11 protein-coding genes are annotated in these 17,985 nt (G+C 67.2%); 7 read left to right on the forward strand and 4 right to left on the reverse strand.

The window, feature by feature from the left end; translation table 11 throughout:
- Nucleotides 1-115: 115 nt before the first annotated feature.
- The 3 genes from MFF01_RS10335 to glgB all read left to right on the forward strand — a co-directional run bounded on the left by MFF01_RS10335 (nt 116) and on the right by glgB (nt 9,221).
- Nucleotides 116-3,499, forward strand: coding sequence for a maltotransferase domain-containing protein (locus MFF01_RS10335; protein WP_238224854.1), 3,384 nt, complete (start codon nt 116-118; stop codon nt 3,497-3,499).
- Between the two features lie 169 nt (nt 3,500-3,668).
- Nucleotides 3,669-6,926, forward strand: a complete 3,258-nt coding sequence (gene treS / locus MFF01_RS10340; RefSeq protein ID WP_238224863.1) for a maltose alpha-D-glucosyltransferase — start codon at nt 3,669-3,671, stop codon at nt 6,924-6,926.
- A complete protein-coding gene (gene glgB / locus MFF01_RS10345; protein WP_238224871.1) occupies nt 6,927-9,221 on the forward strand; it encodes a 1,4-alpha-glucan branching protein GlgB in 2,295 nt (764 codons plus the stop codon).
- Between the two features lie 79 nt (nt 9,222-9,300).
- On the opposite strand, the gene MFF01_RS10350 is transcribed toward glgB, so the two are convergent.
- From MFF01_RS10350 to MFF01_RS10365, 4 genes are all read right to left on the reverse strand, one after another.
- Complete coding sequence (locus tag MFF01_RS10350; protein ID WP_238224873.1) at nt 9,301-9,993, reverse strand: hypothetical protein; 693 nt, start codon at nt 9,991-9,993, stop codon at nt 9,301-9,303.
- Entirely contained in the window at nt 9,990-11,024 is a 1,035-nt protein-coding gene (locus MFF01_RS10355; RefSeq protein ID WP_238224876.1) for a hypothetical protein, read from the reverse strand. The genes MFF01_RS10350 and MFF01_RS10355 overlap by 4 nt, the downstream gene beginning before the upstream one ends.
- Nucleotides 11,025-11,211: 187 nt before the next feature.
- Nucleotides 11,212-12,243 (reverse strand): aspartate-semialdehyde dehydrogenase, encoded by a 1,032-nt coding sequence (locus MFF01_RS10360; protein ID WP_238224883.1) that lies wholly within the window; start codon nt 12,241-12,243, stop codon nt 11,212-11,214.
- A 276-nt stretch (nt 12,244-12,519) separates the two neighbouring features.
- Nucleotides 12,520-13,530, reverse strand: coding sequence for an LLM class flavin-dependent oxidoreductase (locus MFF01_RS10365; protein ID WP_238224890.1), 1,011 nt, complete (start codon nt 13,528-13,530; stop codon nt 12,520-12,522).
- A gap of 261 nt (nt 13,531-13,791) precedes the next feature.
- Here MFF01_RS10365 and MFF01_RS10370 point away from each other — a divergent pair, with 261 nt between their 5' ends.
- The 4 genes from MFF01_RS10370 (at nt 13,792) to MFF01_RS10385 (ending at nt 17,880) form a co-directional block, all read left to right on the forward strand.
- The gene (locus MFF01_RS10370; protein ID WP_238224900.1) at nt 13,792-14,631 is read left to right on the forward strand and encodes a hypothetical protein; all 840 of its coding nucleotides are present in this window, start codon (nt 13,792-13,794) and stop codon (nt 14,629-14,631) included.
- A 106-nt stretch (nt 14,632-14,737) separates the two neighbouring features.
- Nucleotides 14,738-15,139, forward strand: coding sequence for a hypothetical protein (locus MFF01_RS10375; protein WP_238224901.1), 402 nt, complete (start codon nt 14,738-14,740; stop codon nt 15,137-15,139).
- Nucleotides 15,140-15,277: 138 nt separating this feature from the next.
- Nucleotides 15,278-16,072, forward strand: a complete 795-nt coding sequence (locus MFF01_RS10380) for a TVP38/TMEM64 family protein (protein ID WP_238224903.1) — start codon at nt 15,278-15,280, stop codon at nt 16,070-16,072.
- Nucleotides 16,073-16,524: 452 nt separating this feature from the next.
- Nucleotides 16,525-17,880, forward strand: a complete 1,356-nt coding sequence (locus tag MFF01_RS10385; protein ID WP_238224905.1) for a sensor histidine kinase — start codon at nt 16,525-16,527, stop codon at nt 17,878-17,880.
- Nucleotides 17,881-17,985: the final 105 nt, after the last annotated feature.

Here is a 17,985-nt window from a genome sequence, read left to right on the forward strand (position 1 = left end):
TCATGCGTTCTCCATCGGGTTTTTATGTCTGCGCTTTCCCTCTCCCCTCTGCGGGCCACCCTCTCCCGCAGAGGGGAGAGGGAAAGCGCAGACATAAAAACCCGATGGAGAACGCATGAACGCACTGAGCCCCGCAACGCGTACCGCCCAGCGGACCGACGCCGGCCCGGTGCCGCTTGCCGCCAACCTCGCGCCCCGCGCAGAGGGGCCGCGCATCTACAATCTGTTCCCCCTCCTGGTCGGCCGGGTCTCGGCCTGGACCGCCGAACTCCCGCGCATCGCCGCCCTCGGGTTTGACTGGGTCTACCTCAACCCGTTTCACCAGACCGGCGGCTCGCGCAGCCTCTACGCCGTGGCGGATACCGACCGCCTGGACGAACGCTTCCGCGACCACGACGGCACCTCGGACGATGAGCAGATCCGCCGGTTCTGCGCCGCCGCCCGCGCCCAGGGCCTCTCGGTGATGACCGATCTCGTGGTGAACCACACCGCCCGCGACGGCGCACTGGCACGCGAACGGCCCGACCTGTTCCTGCGCGACGCCGACGGCGAGATCGAGAGCCCCTACGCCGTTGATCCTGTTGATCCGACGAAACGCACGGTCTGGGGTGACCTCGCCGAACTCGATTACCATTCGGAGAAGAGCCGCGCGGAACTCACCGCCCTGTGGTCGGGCTACGTCAACCGCCTGCAGGATCTCGGCGTGGCGGGCTTTCGCTGCGACGCCGCCTACAAGGTGCCGGCGGCCGTCTGGCGCGATCTCATCGGCGCGGCCAAGGCCGTGGAGCCCGGTTGCCTGTTCGCCGCCGAGACCCTGGGCTGCACCTTCGAGGAAGCGCAGGCCACGGCGGGCGCCGGCTTCGACTACCTGTTCAACAGCTTCGCCTGGTGGGACCTGAAGGCCCCCTGGGCCCTGGAGCAATACGACCGCCTGCGCGTCGTCGCCCCCTCCATCGCCTTCCCCGAAAACCACGACATGGCCCGCCTCGCGGCGGACCTCGATGGCGATGCGGAGGCGCTCGGCCGCCAGCTCAAGGCGCGCTACGCGCTGGCCGCCTTCTTCTCGGCCGGCGTACTCATGCCGATCGGGTACGAGTGGGGCTACGCGAAGAGCCTGCACGTCGTCGAGACCACGCCCGAGGCGCGTGAATCCGACACCGGCATCGACATCTCGGCCTACGTCACCGCCATCAACGCTCTGCGGGCCGAACTTCCGGCCGCCAATGTCGAGGGTGCCCAGGCCCGGATCTCGTCGCCCGACGCGGATTTCGTCGCCCTCCTGCGCTTCGACACCGGTCACGGCGCCTCGGCCCGCAACGCCGTGCTGGTGCTCCACAATCCCGGCACGACGGCCGTGAGCGTGGAGGCCGCACCCCTCGTCGCCCGCGCAGGCGGCATGCTCGGGGCGTTCACGGACCGGACACCGGATGCCGCACCCATCACCTTCACCCCGGGCGGTAGCATCGACCTGCAGCCGGGCGAGGTCCGCATTCTCAGCGCCGCCCGTGACACCGTCGCGAAAGCGCCGCCCCTCACCACGCCGACGGGCGAGGGCCGCGTCGTCATCGAAGCCGTGGCACCCGAGATCGATGGCGGCCGCTCGGCGGCCAAGCGCGTGGTCGGCGAGAGCGTCCATGTCACAGCCGACATCTTCAGCGACGGCCACGAGATCATCGACGCCGAGATCCTGTCCCGCATCGTCGGCGAGGAGGACTGGGCCGCCAACCCCATGGCATTCATCGAGAACGACCGCTGGGGCGGGCACTTCCCCCTCGAACGGAATGCCCGCTACGAATTCACGATCCAGGCCTGGCGCGACGCCTTCGCGTCCTGGATGCGCGACACCGTGAAGAAGCGCGACGCCGGGGTCGATGTCAGCCTGGAGACGGTCGAGGGCATCGCCTTCGTGGTCGACGGCGTCGACGCGGCAAAGGGCGCTGACCGCGACCGCCTGAAGGCCTTGGCCAGTGCTCTTGAAGCCGAAGCCACGGGCTCGGCCGCCCAGCTCGACCTCATGCTGCGGCCCGAGAACGCTCGCCTGATCCGGCGCTACGCCACCCGGGTGAACCTCTCGCGCTATCCCGTCACGGTGCCGGTCATCGCCGACCGCCTCGCGGCCCGGTTCTCGGCCTGGTACGAGATCTTTCCGCGCTCGCAATCCATGGACGTCAACCGCCACGGCACCTTCAACGACGTGATCCGGCGCCTGCCCGAGATCCGCGAGCTCGGCTTCGACGTCCTCTACTTCACCCCCATCCACCCCATCGGTAAGACCAACCGCAAGGGCAAGAACAACACCCTCAAGGCGCTGGAAGGCGATGTCGGCTCGGTCTACGCCGTGGGCTCGGACGCCGGCGGCCACGAGGCGGTTCACCCCGACCTCGGCACGCTGGATGATTTCCGCCGGCTGGTCGCGGCGAGCCACGCCTACGGCATGGAGATCGCCCTCGATTTCGCCATCCAGTGCTCGCCCGATCACCCCTGGATCAAGAACCATCCCGAGTGGTTCGAGTGGCGCCCCGACGGGACGCTGAAATTCGCCGAGAATCCGCCCAAGAAGTACGAGGACATCTCCAACGTCCACTTCTACGGCGGCGCGCTCCCCTCCCTATGGATCGAGCTGCGCGACATCGTGCTCGGCTGGGCCGCCCTCGGCGCCCGCATCTTCCGGGTCGACAACCCGCACACGAAGCCGATCCCGTTCTGGGAATGGATGATCGCCGAGGTGAACGGCCGCTATCCGGACGTGATCTTCCTCGCCGAGGCCTTCACCCGGCCGAAGATGATGAAGAAGCTCGCCAAGGCCGGCTACCAGCAGAGCTACACCTACTTCACCTGGCGCAACACGAAGCAGGAACTCATCGACTACAGCACCGAACTTGCCGGTGAGATGGGCGAATATTATCGTCCGAACTTTTTCGCGAACACGCCGGACATCAACCCGGTCTATCTCCAGACCAGCGGCCGGGCTGGCTTCGTGGTGCGCGCCACTCTGGCGGCTACCCTGTCGAGCGTATGGGGCATCTACAATGGCTTCGAACTGTGCGAGGCCGCGCCCTATCCGGGTAAGGAAGAGTACCTGAACTCCGAGAAGTACGAGCTGAAGGCCTGGGACTACGATCGGCCGGGCAACATCCGCGAGCACATCGTCAAGCTCAACCGCATCCGGCAGGACAACCCTGCCCTGTGGGACTTCCGCAACGTGGTGTTCACGGCGGCCTACAACGACGCGATCATCGCCTACGCCAAGACCACGCCGGAGGGCGACAACTGCGTCTTCACCATGGTCAACGTCGACCCGAAGAACCGCCAGGAATGCACCTACGAAGTACCCCTGTGGCTGCTGGGCCAGCCCGATGACGGTGCCGTGGAGGTGGAGGACCTGCTCCTCGGCTATAAATTCGAGTTGCGCGGCAAATCGCACCGCATCGCCTTCGACCCCGCCGAGCGTTCGGCCATCGTCTGGCGCCTGCGCGCGCCGCGCCGGGTTGCGCCTTGAGGTCACCCATGTCAGCACAAAACCCGGCGATCGGACTCGATCGTCGCGGTGTCGCCTCAGTGTCGGCGCCTATCCCACGGACGGACGCCACACACGGCGCCTTCCCGTCCGGGACCCGGCGCCCACGTCCGACCACGCCCTTGAACTCGATGCATGAGGCAACGACGCGATGATCGATCGCAGCGATCCGCAATGGTACCGTGACGCCATCATCTACCAGATTCACGTCAAATCGTTCTTCGACTCGAACAACGACGGGATCGGCGATTTCGAGGGCCTGACGCAGAAGCTCGATTACGTCCGCGACCTCGGGGTCACGGCGATCTGGCTCATGCCGTTCTATCCCTCGCCCCTGCGCGACGACGGCTACGATATCGGCGACTACCGCGAGGTGAACCCCTCCTACGGGACGATGGAGGAGTTTCGGAAGTTCGTGGAGGCGGCGCACGAGCGCGGCCTTCGCGTCATCACCGAACTCGTGATCAACCACACCAGCGACCAGCATCCCTGGTTCCAGCGTGCCCGTGAGGCACCGGCCGGAAGCCCTGAGCGCGACTTCTACGTCTGGTCGGACACCGACACGCCGTATTCCGACACGCGCATCATCTTCCTCGACACCGAGACCTCGAACTGGACCTGGGACCCCGTCGCCAAGCAGTACTTCTGGCATCGGTTCTACAGCCACCAGCCCGACCTGAACTTCGACAATCCGGCCGTGCTCGAAGCCGTCATCGAGGTGATGCGCTACTGGCTCGACATGGGCGTCGACGGCCTGCGTCTCGACGCGATCCCGTACCTGATCGAGCGCGACGGCACGAACTGCGAGAACCTGCCCGAGACCCATACGGTCATCAAGGCGATCCGCGCGGCGCTGGACGCGAGCTATCCCGACCGGATGCTCCTGGCGGAAGCCAACCAGTGGCCGGAGGAGACGGCGCAGTATTTCGGCGACGGCGACGAATGCCACATGGCGTTCCACTTCCCGCTGATGCCGCGCATGTACATGGCCATCGCCCGCGAGGACCGGCACCCGATCACCGACATCATGCGCCAGACCCCGGAAATCCCCGAGGGCTGTCAGTGGGCGATCTTTTTGCGGAATCACGACGAGCTGACCCTGGAAATGGTCACCGCCGAGGAACGTGATTACCTCTGGTCGTTCTATGCCGCCGAGCGCCGCGCCCGCATCAACCTCGGCATCCGCCGCCGTCTCGCGCCGCTCCTCGAGAACGACCGGCGCAAGATCGAACTCATGAAGTCCCTCGTCCTGTCGATGCCCGGCACGCCGGTGCTCTATTACGGCGACGAGATCGGCATGGGCGACAACATCTATCTCGGCGACCGCGACGGCGTGCGCACCCCGATGCAATGGTCGCCCGACCGCAACGGCGGCTTCTCCCGCGCCAATCCGGCAAAGCTGTTCCTGCCCTCCGTGCAGGACCCGATCTACGGCTTCGACGCTATCAACGTCGAGGCGCAGACCCAGTCGCAGACGAGCCTGCTGAACTGGACCCGGCGCATGATCGCCATCCGCAACAACTCGGTCGCGCTCGGGCGCGGCGGGATGCAGTTCCTGTATCCCTCGAACCGCAAGGTCCTGGCCTGGATCCGCGAGTTCGAGGGCGAGCGGGTGCTGTGCGTCGCCAACCTGTCGCGCGCCCCCCAGGCCGTGCAGCTCGATCTGTCGGAACTGCGCAACGCCGTGCCGATCGAACTCACCGGCGGCTCGGAATTCCCGGCCATCGGCGAGCTGCCGTACCTCCTGACGCTGCCGAGCTACGGCTTTTACTGGTTCTCCCTGAGTGCGGCCAACACCGGCACCATCGGCCCGCAGCCGGAGACACCGGAGCTGTTCACCCTCGTGCTCACCGGCGGCATCGAGACCCTCATGGCGGGGCGCGAGCGCATCGCCTTCGAGCGCACGGTGGCGCCGCGCTTCATCGCCACCCGGCGCTGGTTCGGCGCCAAGGGCTCGCGCATCAAGTCCGTGAACGTGACGGACAGCGCGACCCTCAAGGACGCCTCCGGCGAGGCCCGCTTCCTGCTGCCGCGGGTGGCCGTCCACCTCGCCAACGGCGAGCGCCAGGATTACTTCGTGCCCGTCGCCGTCGACGAGGGCCGCGAGGACGAGGCCCTGATGCCCTTCGCCGTGGCCCGCGTCCGGCGTGGTCCGCGCACGGGCCTGCTGTTCGGCGCCGCCGCCGCGCCGGCCTTCGCCGTCGCCATGGTGGAAGGCATGCGCGAAGGCCGCGAGTTGGAGACCGAGACGGGCAAGCTCGTGTTCTCCACGACCTCGGCCTTCGACCCCGACGTGACGTTCGAGCCCGGTGAGGTTCGCCGCCTCTCGGCCGAGCAGAGCAACACCTCCGTCGCCATCGGTTCGAAGATGATGCTGAAGCTGCTGCGGCGGCTCCAGACCGGCACGCATCCCGAGATCGAGGTCGGGCGCTTCCTCACAGAGACGGCGCATTTCGCCAACACCCCGGCGCTTCTCGGCGTGGTCGAGCACGTCGATGCCGAGGGCGTTCGCACGGCCATCGCCGTGCTGCAGAAGTTCGTCCTCAACCAGGGCGACGCCTGGACCCTGATGCTCGAGGGCCTGCGCCGCGACTTCGACACGGTGGTGCTCGCCCCCGAGAGCGAAGCGCCGACGCCGGAGGAGGCGTTCGAGTCCCACCTGCGCTGGGCCGTCCTGCTCGGGCGCCGCACCGCCGAGATGCACAACGCCTTCGCGGTGGAGACCGACGATCCGGCCTTCGCGGCCGAACCGTTCGAGCATGCCGATCTCCATCTCCTGGGCGACGACACCCGCCGGCAGGCCGAGCGCGCGTTCCGGGGGCTCGACGCGCTCGCCGGCCGCACGGCCAACGCGGCGAGCACGGAACTCGCCGGGCGACGCCGCGAGGTCGAGGATGCCATCGAGGCGCTCACGGCCCGTGCGCCGCTCGGGGCCATGAAGACCCGCATCCACGGCGACTATCACCTCGGTCAGGTTCTGGCGGCCGAGGACGACCTCATCATCGTCGATTTCGAGGGCGAGCCCTCGCGACCGGCCGATGAGCGCCGCCTGAAGTCGACGCCCCTGCGGGACGTCGCCGGCATGCTGCGGTCCTTCGCCTACGGTGCCGAGACGGTTACCCGCGAGATCGCCACGCGCTTCGCTGATTCCGAGGAGCGGGCACGCCGGGCCTCCACCGCCTGGCGTGGCATGATCGATGCGGCCTTCCTCGACGGCTACCGCCAGGCCGTCGGAGACAGCCGCGCAGCCGTGACCGACCCTGAGACCGAGAGCCGGCTCCTGAAGCTCTCGCTCCTGACGAAGGCCCTCTACGAGGTCGACTACGAGGCGAACAACCGACCCGATTGGATCGAAATCCCCGCACGTGGGGTTCTGACCATTCTGGACGACATCAAGAGAGGCGTTTGAATGACGGGCATCGACGAGACGTTCGCGGGCCGCAGCGGGCACGCATCGGCCACCACGGGAGCCGCGAACGTACCGCCTGTTGCCACGGGGGCGCGGGCTCCCGAGATGCGGGGCGTGCATCCCGACGCGGTGGCCGCCCTCATGGCGGCTAACCACGGCGACCCGTTCTCGGTGCTCGGCCCCCATGAGGTAGGCCCAAGCGCCTGGGAGGTCCGGGCCGTCCTGCCCGAGGCGAAGGCCGCCACCCTCCTGACGGGGGGCAAGCGCATCCCGTTCGAGCGTCGGCATCCGGACGGCTTCTTCGTCGCGAAGGTCGAGAGCCAGGGCCGCCCCCTCTACGAGATCGCCGTCGAGGACTGGGACGGCAACGAGCGCACCCGCCATGACCCCTACGGCTTCGGCTCGTCCCTGGAGCAGCACGACATCGACAACCTGCGCGAGGTGGGCAGCAACGTCACCTATCGCATCCTCGGCGCCCAGGCGCGGGAGGTCGACGGCATCCAGGGCTTCCGCTTCGCCGTATGGGCACCCAACGCCCGCCGCGTCAGCGTGGTCGGCGACTTCAACGCCTGGGACGGCCGGCGCCATCCCATGCGCCTCTGGCAGAACGGCGGCGTCTGGGAGCTGTTCATCCCCGGCCTGAAGGCCGGCGCGCACTACAAGTTCGAGCTGCGCGGCCCCGACGGCACGCTCCTGCCTCTCAAGGCCGACCCCGTTGCGTTCGCGGCCCAGCAGCCGCCCGAGACGGCCTCCGTCCTCCAGGGCACGAACGATCCCGCCTGGGCCGACGAGAAATGGATGGCGACGCGCGGGGAGAAGGACCCGCGCCACGTGCCGATCTCGATCTACGAGGTCCATCTCGGCTCGTGGGCCCGCGTGGCCGAGGAGGGCAACCGCTACCTCACCTACAAGGAACTCGCCGATCGCCTGATCCCCTACGTCAAGGAGATGGGCTTCACCCATATCGAGATGCTGCCGATCACGGAGTTCCCGTTCGACGGCTCATGGGGCTACCAGCCGGTTTCGCTGTTCGCGCCGACGAGCCGCTTCGGCACGCCCGACGATTTTGCCGCCTTCGTGGACGCCGCCCACGCGGCCGGCATCGGCGTGATGCTCGACTGGGTGCCGGGGCACTTCCCCCTCGACGCCCACGGCCTCGGCCAGTTCGACGGCACGCATCTCTACGAGCACGCCGATCCGCGCCAGGGCTTCCATCAGGATTGGGGTACCTACATCTACAATTTCGGCCGCACGGAGGTGTCGAGCTTCCTCGCCGCCAACGCCCGGTTCTGGCTCGAGCACTATCACCTCGACGGCCTGCGCGTGGATGCCGTGGCGTCGATGCTCTACCTCGACTATTCGCGCCGGCAGGGCGAGTGGATCCCGAACCGCTACGGTGGCAACGAGAACCTCGACGCCATCGAGTTCCTGCGCAAGACCAACGAGGCGACCTACAGTCACGCCCCCGGCACCCTGACGGTGGCGGAGGAGTCGACCTCCTGGCCCGGCGTCTCGCACCCGACCTACACGGGCGGTCTCGGCTTCGGCTTCAAGTGGAACATGGGGTGGATGCACGACACCCTGAACTTCGTCTCGAAAGAGACGATCCACCGCCGCTACCACCACCACGACCTGACCTTCGGCCTGCTCTACGCCTTCTCCGAGAACTTCATCCTGCCCCTATCCCACGACGAGGTGGTGCACGGGAAGGGCTCGCTCCTCGGCAAGATGCCGGGCGACCGCTGGCAGAAGTTTGCCAATCTCCGGGCCTATTACGGCTTCATGTGGGGGCATCCGGGCAAGAAGCTGCTCTTCATGGGCTGCGAGTTCGGCCAGGTGAAGGAGTGGAACCACAACCAGTCCCTCGACTGGCACCTCCTCGACGATGCCCACCACCGCGGCGTCAAGGATCTGATCCGCGACCTCAACCACCTCTACGCCGCCGTCCCGGCCCTCCACAGCCGCGACACCGAGGCCGCCGGCTTCCAGTGGCTGGTGGCGGACGATCAGGACAACAGCGTCATCGCGTGGGCGCGCAAGGGTAGGGGGGCCGGCGAGGTCGCCATTGTGGTCTCGAACTTCACCCCCGTGGTCCGCGAGGGCTACCGCATCGGCGTGCCGGAGGCGGGCTTCTATCGCGAGGCCATCAACTCGGACGCCGAGCGCTACGGCGGCTCCAACGTCGGCAACATGGGCGGGGTTCGGGCCGAGGCAGTGCCGAGCCACGGCCAGAGCCACTCGATCAGCCTGACGATCCCGCCCCTCGCCACGACGATTTTCGTGCGCGAGGACTAAGCCGGATTTTATTCGGGTGCCATGACGAAGCCGGCAGTGTCCTCGCGACGCCGCCGGCTTTTTCGTGGGCTCACGTGCCTCAGCCATCCTCCAGGGGAAACCGCTCGGCGACCCAATAGGGTTCGAGGGGACTGCCGACGATGTTCTCCGCTTCCCACCGGTGCAGGAGGGCGGCTAGCCCCGCCCGGTCGTCGGCCATCAGCGGTTCATCGATCAGGCAGAGGCGGTCATACTCCAATTGGTGGTATGGCTCGTCCATGATACGGCCTGGGCGATACCACCCGTCGGTCTTCGCCCAAATCGCCCGCGCCGCGTCGAGGTCTCCCGCGGCGATGGCGGCGATAAGGTGCCATGTTGATGCAAGATAACCCTGGAATTGTGGACGCGTCCGGACGAAATCGAGCCGCTTGCGCACCGTATCCAAGGGCCGGAGAAGTGGAATCACATCGGCTTCGACGCGTGTGACGAAATCCGCCGCCATGGTCGGATCGGACCAATACCAGCCCTGACCACCACCTGAACTCTTGGATCGAAACAAGCGATCGTGACAGCGCCCAAGACACTCCCAGGAGTAAGCCTCCGGCATGAAAAATATCGGAATTCTCCAATCCACGATACAGCAATGTGCCCTGCTGGTTCGATCGATCCGGATCATCCGCCCGACCGACCCGACGTCGCGTAGCCAGACTCTTTGATGGCCGACTAGAACGAGATCCGCGTTTCTCTCCAAAAGTGGCTGTACGAGATCCTTGATCTGCCGTTTCGTCGTCATGGCTCGGGCCTCACTTGAATCACGATGATGCCGTCCGATTGAGGATAGTGATACTTTGCAGTTCGCGCCAACCGCATCGCACGACTCCCACTAAGCCCTTTACTTCCGGTCTTGTAATCATAGACACAGACTTTGTTGCTCGGGCTTAGCTCGTAGAGATCGAGGCGAACGGAATTATTTTCTCCGTACCCCGTCTCTTTTCCAACACTATCGAGAGAAAGCTCAACACGAACATTAGGATAATTCAGTTGATCGAATGTATTTGCAATATCGTAATGAATCAGATTTCCAAGCCTCGCATTGTCTAATTTGGGGTTTAGCGCGCGCAGTCGCTTTGCCGCCTCGTTCGTCACCGACTGCACCTCTTCATTGAGGGGACACGCCTGATTGAGTGTCGTTTGGTGGATCGGGCCGACCCAGATCAACGGAAACTTCTTCCCCGCGTCCGGTTCGAAATCATAGCGCAGGGCCGTCGTACCGGGTGCCTTCCCAAAACTCGGCCCCCGCGCCAGGAGGTAGGTGAACAAAAGCGCCGCCGCCTCGAGCGTGGTCGCGACGGCGGGGGCGGCAACGAGCGGCAGGAACACCGGCCGGATCGTCGCTTCGGGCGGGGTCCCCGATCCCGAAAACGTCCCACGCGAGAGAACCTCGCCGGACTGCCCGTCACGGATGGTCTGGACGTCGCCCTCGTTTTCGAACAGGCGGCTGTCGCCATCAGGCGTGATGACCCGATGCTGTTCGTCGTCCACGTCGCGGCGGGAGCGGATGCGGAGGGTCAGAATCTCGCCGCCGCCATCGAGCAGCGTCCGCTGCTGCGTCTGCGACGGCGAACCGCTCCCGCCTCCGGACGGGCTCCACTGCCCACCGCCACCCTGGCCCGTCGGAACGCGCGGCTGGTTCGGGTCGTACTTCCGCAACAGATGGCGGACGCGGAGCAGCTTCATCTCCGTGGTCAGGAGGGCGAGGCGAAGCCGCAGCTCGTCCAACTCATCCGTCGTGCGGGAAGGGGCGTTCCGGTCGCGCGCTGCCATGGAGAACACCTTTGTTCATGAAATGTTCCATTTCAAGCTGCACAAAATAGGAAATTATTCAAGAAAATTCGGATCTGTTCGGATCGGCCCCGGGCACCCCGAACGAGAAAACGCCGCCCCGCGAACGGGACGGCGTTTCCGAGAGACCAGCGAAAGACCCGGTCCACGAGAGACCGGGGGAGGGGCTTCAGGCCGCCTGATGGCGCGGCAGCAATTTCCGGTTCACCAGCATCTCGGCGATCTGCACGGTGTTGAGGGCGGCACCCTTGCGCAGGTTGTCCGACACGCACCAGAAAGCGAGGCCGTTCTCCACGGTGGCGTCCTCACGGATGCGCGAGATGTAGGTGGCGTCCTCACCCGCCGCCTCGTGCGGGGTCATGTAGCCGCCGGGCTCGCGCTTATCGACCACGAGGATGCCGGGCGCCGAGCGCAGGATCGCGGTGGCCTGCTCGGCCGACATCGGGCTCTCGAACTCGACGTTGACCGCCTCGGCGTGGCCGATGAACACCGGCACGCGCACGCAGGTGGCCGTGAGCTTGATCTTCGGGTCGAGCATCTTCTTCGTCTCGGCCATCATCTTCCACTCTTCCTTCGTGAAGCCGTCTTCCATGAAGACGTCGATCTGAGGGATGACGTTGAAGGCGATGCGCTTCGGAAACTTCTCCTGCACCATCTGGCCGGCGGTGAAGACCGAGCGGGTCTGCTGGAACAGCTCGTCCATGGCGTCCTTGCCGGCACCCGAGACCGACTGGTAGGTCGAGACCACCACGCGGGTGATCCTGGCGACATCGTGCAGGGGCTTCAGGGCGACGACGAGCTGGGCCGTCGAGCAGTTCGGGTTGGCGATGATGTTGAGCTTGGAGAAGCCCGTGATCGCGTCCGGATTCACCTCCGGCACGATGAGCGGGACGTCCTGATGGTAGCGGAACGCCGACGAGTTATCGATGACGACGCAGCCGGCCTGGCCGATACGCGGCGACCATTCCTTCGAGGTCTCGCCCCCCGCCGACATCAGGCAGATGTCCGTGTCGGAGAAGTCGTAGGAATCCAGCGCCTGCACCTTCAGGATCTTGTCGCCGAAGGAGACCTCCTGTCCCATGGAGCGGCGCGAGGCGATGGCCACCACCTCGTCGGCGGGGAACGCCCGCTCGGACAGGATATCCAGCATCTCGCGGCCCACATTGCCCGTGGCACCGACGACGGCGACCTTGTAACCCATGATCCTCACCCTGTTCCTCAAGACGCCCGGATCCGGGACGGCGCTCGGCGCGGTGCGAAGCGGCAACGTTCGGGTTCGGGCGCCGATCTCGACGAAATCCTCCTCACCGTGCGCCGCCCTCCCGGACTGAGGAGGACGGCGGCCTGCCGGCCGCAGAGGTCACACCGCATCGCGGCATGATTCGACAAGGGCGGGAGCAAGACGCCTCGCACCCGAGGCTGTCAAGGGTTCGACCCCGGTTTCAGGGGGCCAAGGGGCGATGCCGCCCCTCCCGCGTCACGCCACCCGGGCCGGGCGCCGCTCCAGGCCGTCGCGCACCTCCACCAGGATCGCGTAGGACCGGTGGCGCGCGGCGGGATCGTGGATCGCACTCGCGACCATGAGTTCGTCGGCGCCCGTCTCGGCCACGAGATCGGCAAGCCCCCGCGCGATGGTGTCGGGCGAGCCAACGAGGGAGCGGGCGAGCATCCGCGACGCCTGCGCCTTCTCGGGTGCGGACCAGTACGCCTCGATATCCGGGATCGGCGGCCGCAGCAGGCCGCGCGTGCCGCGCAGAAGGTGAGTGAATTGCTGCTGGGCCGAGGTGAACAGGTGGCGCGCCTCGGCGTCGGTGGGGGCGGCGACGACGTTGACGCCGATCATCGCGTGCGGGGCCGCGAGTTGGGGGGAGGGGACGAAATTCGCCCGGTAGGTCGCGAGAGCCGGCAGCAGGGCGTCGGGGGCGAAATGCGATGCGAAGGCGTAAGGTAGGCCGAAGGCGGCGGCGAGCTGCGCGCCGAACAGGCTTGACCCGAGAATCCACAGGGGCACCTTCAGGCCGGTGCCGGGTACGGCCTGCACCGCCTGTCCGGGCTGGAGGTCACCGAACAGGGCCTGGAGCTCGCGAACGTCCTGAGGGAAGGTGTCGGCCGCCTCCGGCGACCGGCGCAGGGCCCGCGTGGTGCGCGGATCGGTGCCGGGCGCCCGGCCGAGGCCGAGGTCGATCCGGCCCGGATACAGGGCCTCCAGGGTGCCGAACTGTTCGGCGATGACGAGGGGCGAATGGTTCGGCAGCATGACGCCGCCGGCCCCGACGCGGATGCGGCGCGTGCCCTCGGCAATGTAGCCGACCACCACCGCCGTCGCCGCGCTGGCGATCCCGATCATGTTGTGGTGCTCGGCCACCCAGTAGCGCCGATAGCCGAGATCCTCGGCGTGACGGGCGAGGGCACGAGCGTTGCGCAGGGCGTCGCCCGGCGTCGAACCGTCGGGCACCGGCGCCAGATCGAGAACGGAAAGCGGAATCATCTGCGGCTGTCCCTGTCGATCCCTAGCGATGGATCGTGATGCCCCTCACCGGAGATCGCAACGCAGGGGCGGGGGCGCAAGCGCACCGCGTCATGCCGTCACCGCGTGAACCCTTTCGCCGAGGGCTCTGACCCGGCCCTGCCGTCCTTAAGACGCGATTCACCGCGACGACCGAAACCCGCGCCGCCGCGCACGGTCGAAACCGGATCGTATCGCCCGGCCGCCGAGGATCGCCTCCGAGAACGGCTGGAGGGATACGGTTTGCGGCAGTGGGTAACGAGCGACGACGAAGCGGACCGGACGGCCCTCCGAAGGCAGCCCTCTTCCGGGCTGCGCCTGTTCACCCGCCTCGCCTGCGCCGCCGCCGCCATCGCCGGCCTCAGCCTGTTCGCCCGAGAGGCCCGCCAACCGGGTGAACGCCGGGGCACTGACGCCACGCCCGTTTCCGAGGCCCTGACGCCGTTCGTGCCGAGCATCGGTCCCGTGGTCCGTGCGGCCATACCGACCGTCGTCACGGCACCGCGATTCCGCCTCGACGCTTCGGACAGCTTGGAGCCGGCGCGGGCCGAGGGCGTCCGCATCGATGCCGGTGGCCGGCGCGAGGAGACCTTCAGCCAAGGCGCCTTCCCGACCCTCGAGGCGCCCCACCTGCGCCTCATTGTCGGTGAGGCCGGACCGGGCGCGCCGGCCCGCACCCTGTTCGTTGCCCTGGCGCGGCGTGCCGCCGACGGCCCCGGCCTCTCGGTGATCCGCACGGGCGAGCGCGGACGCATCGAAACCAAGTTCGGTGCCGTCGAGACCCTGGAAGCGACCTTCAGCGGCTCCCTCGACCGCGTCTGCACCGGTTTCTCCGGATCGGCCGGGGACGCCTTCCGCTTCGAGGGATGGCTCTGCGCCCCCCTCGGCCAAGCCCCGGAGCCCCGCGCCGTGGCCTGCGCCCTCGATGCCCTCGTGCCCGCGGGGCTCGAACCACCCGGCTTCGCGGGCCGACGCGATCCGGCCTGCCGGCCGGCACCCGACACGCGCACTGGCTCCCTGACACCGGCGGCCCCGCGAAAAATTGAGGCCAGATTGCGGCGAATCGTGCAAGCGCGGCCATAATCTGGGAACTAAGGCGGCGCCTCGAACGTCAACACCACAACAGGACGGCTGAGTTTCTTAAGAGGTTCGGCCTACACATCCTCTCCAGATTTGAACAAGGTGCATCATGCGCTCTGCTACGATTGCCCTGATGGGCGCCCTGACCCTCGCCGGCGTCGGACTCAACACGGCCGCCGAGGCCCAGGGCCGCTACGCTCCCGCTGGTGTGCGGGTGAGTCAGCCGCTGCCGATCCGTATTCGCCCGCGCTCCTGGCTCGATGCCGGCAACGTTGTCGAAGCCAACAACGGCTCCGTGAGCAACCCGGCTACGAACCCGCAGCTCATCGCGGCGAGCTACCTGAACTCCCCGCCCTACGGCCGCAACGACCGCTTCGGCACGGGCATCCTGCCCGATCCCATTACCAATGGGCCGTTCATCGGTGCGCGGTCGAGCGCGATCCGCAACATCGATTTTTCCGGCCTCGACCCGATCCTCGATCCAACTTCGCCCCTGGCGAATCGCTACTAAGATCGACCTGGTATCAGGGAACGAAAAAAGGCGTCGCCCCTCGGGGCGGCGCTTTTTTTCGTCGGTCGAAGGGGAGTCGAATTCGCGACGCGTCACCGTTACAACACCGCAACTTCGTACGCCGAGCAGACGGGCCCGATGACGTCAGATGAAACGGACGGTGCGGATGCGCCGCGCGCACGGTGGCGCCGGGTCCTACGCTGGCTGCCTATCGCAGCGATGATCGCCACGTCCCTCGCGATCCTCGCTTCAGGTATCACCCGTCTCCTCGACCTGGACACGCTCCTCGCCTCACGCGCATGGCTGAGCGACGCAGTGGCCCGCAACCCCACCGGGGCCATGGCGGCGGCAATCTTGGCCTATGTCGGCGCCGTCGTGGTCTCCGTGCCGGCGACCCTGTTTCTCACGGTCTTGTGCGGCTTCCTGTTCGGCATCGTTCCAGGCGCTCTCATCGCCGTAGCCTCCGCGAGCATGGGGGCGGCCATCGTGTTCTCCATTGGACGGGGGCCGGCCTCGGAGCTGCTCCGGCGCCGGGCCGGCCCCCGCCTCGCAGGCCTCGCCGAAGGGTTTCGGCGGGATGCGTTCGGATACATCACCTTCCTGCGTCTATTGCCGATCTTCCCGTTCTGGCTGACCAATCTCGCGCCGGCGGCCTTCGGCGTGTCGTTGCGGACCTTCTTCCTCGCGACGATCCTAGGCCTCACGCCCGGCGCCCTCGTCTACGCCACCACGGGCGCCGCCATCGAGGAGGTGGTGGCCACGCACGAGGCCGCGCTGGCCGCCTGTGCCCTCGGCGACGGCACGCGCTGTGGGCAGGCTCTGACCCTGCGCAGCCTCATCACCCCGACGATGCTCGCCGGCCTCGCTGCCCTCGCGGCCTTCGCCCTCCTGTCCGTGCTCCTGCGCCGCCGCCTTGCGAGAGAGCACGCGTAGGCCGTGGCGTGTCCAGATCGCCCCCCTTCAGGCCGAAGTGGCAGACGCAGATATAAGCGTTACCCGAGGACACGGGACCATTTTCGTCCGCGCGGATCTGTATTAGACTATCACAGGTTGGTTTTCACGGACGGTGACGAACCGTCTCCGTCGATCTCTCCGCGACGATCGGTACGAGCTTCGCTCGACCGCCGCGCGGGCCGGGGCGATCCGCCACCGTTTCAAGACGGGGCCGCATCGCCTCGCCTCGGCGGCCCACCTTCGAACACCGTCCCGCGCGGACCGTTCGTCGCTAGCATCCGTCACGAGCCAGCGCCGTAGGGCGACCGAGGTTGAACGTCTCCATGAGGTCCCGCGGCTCCGAACACGAGGCTTTTTCGGCGGGCTCGACACCGCTTGTCCACGCGGCGGCGAGGCGGGCGTCCCTACCGAGGCTCGGCCTATCCGGCCGGGTGTTCCTCCTCACAGTCGCGCTCGTCGGCCTGTGCGAAATTCTAATCTACGTGCCTACCGTGGCGAACTACCGGGTGATGTGGCTCTCGGACCGGATCGCGGCCGCCTATGTGGCCGCCCTCGTGGTCGATGCCTCACCAGGTCAAACCGCCCCGAACGACTTCATCGACAGGCTGCTGACGGGCGTCGGCGCCAGTGCCGTCATCGTCTCCGGCGAGACCCGTAAGGTGATCGCCCGCGAGACGCCACCCGATACCGTGTCCCACGTTGTCGACCTCCAGTCCAACGGCTGGACGCACTCCATCGCTGGGGCCTGGTCGACCCTGTTTCAGCCGGCGCAGGGGCCCATTCGGGTCATCGGCAAGCGTCGAGACGGGTTCGCTCCCGTGGAGATCATTCTCGACGAAACACCCCTGCGCCGAGCCATGGTGAAGTTCTGCCTGCGCCTGCTCGGCACGTCCATGATCGTCGCCGCCGTGGTCGCCGGCCTCGTGTTCCTCGTCCTGCAGCGTGTCATCGTCCGGCCCGTGCGGCTCCTCGTCTCGAACATCACCGCGTTCGCAGGCGATCCAGAGGCGACGAATCGCGTCATCGTCCCGTCGGGGCGCAACGACGAGGTCGGGGATGCCGAGGTGGCTCTGGCGCAGATGGAGATGGCGTTGGCGGAGGAGTTGCGGGCCAAGCGGCACTTGGCCGATCTCGGCCTCTCGGTCAGCAAGATCAACCATGAGATGCGTAACCTACTCACCACGGCCCAGCTTCTCGGAGACCGTCTGGAAGGGGTAACCGATCCGGTGGTGCAGCGCGTTGCGCCTCGCCTGGTGGCGACCCTCGGCCGGGCGATCCGGTTCTGCGAGGAGACGCTGGCCTACGGCCGGGCGACGGAGCGCCACCCCCAGAAGCGGACGTTCCTCCTGGCTCCACTCCTGGCGGATCAGGCCGACATGTCCGGTCGCGGGCCGAACTGCCCCGTCGTCTTTCGGGAGATCTGCGCGCCCGACATCACAGTCCACGCCGATCCAGAGCAGCTCTCCCGGGCCCTGGCCAACCTCGTGCGCAATGCCGTGGAGGCCATGCAGGCCGAACCGTCGTCCACGCCCCTTGTTACCCTCGAGGCCGGCCGGACAGGCGACAGGGTGACGATCCTGGTGACAGATAACGGGCCGGGCCTACCGGCGCGGGCGCGTGAACACCTGTTCGCGCCATTCAAGGGTTCGACCCGGCCGGGGGGAACCGGCCTCGGCCTCTCCATCGCGGCCGAACTCATCGCCCTCAACGGCGGCATCATCTCCCTCGACCATACCCAGTCCAGCGTGCAGTTCCGCATCACGCTGCCGGCCGGGAAACGGTCCTGATCCACCCCCCGGCTCCAGGGAGGATGGATTCCTTAGGCCGAACCCGTGGCGGGTCCGGGCGAGCGGCGCGGGTCGGCGGCCCCAACAAGGCGTCTGGCCTTGTCC

It is taken from the genome of Methylobacterium adhaesivum (assembly GCF_022179065.1).
Classification (GTDB): Bacteria; Pseudomonadota; Alphaproteobacteria; order Rhizobiales; family Beijerinckiaceae; genus Methylobacterium; species Methylobacterium adhaesivum.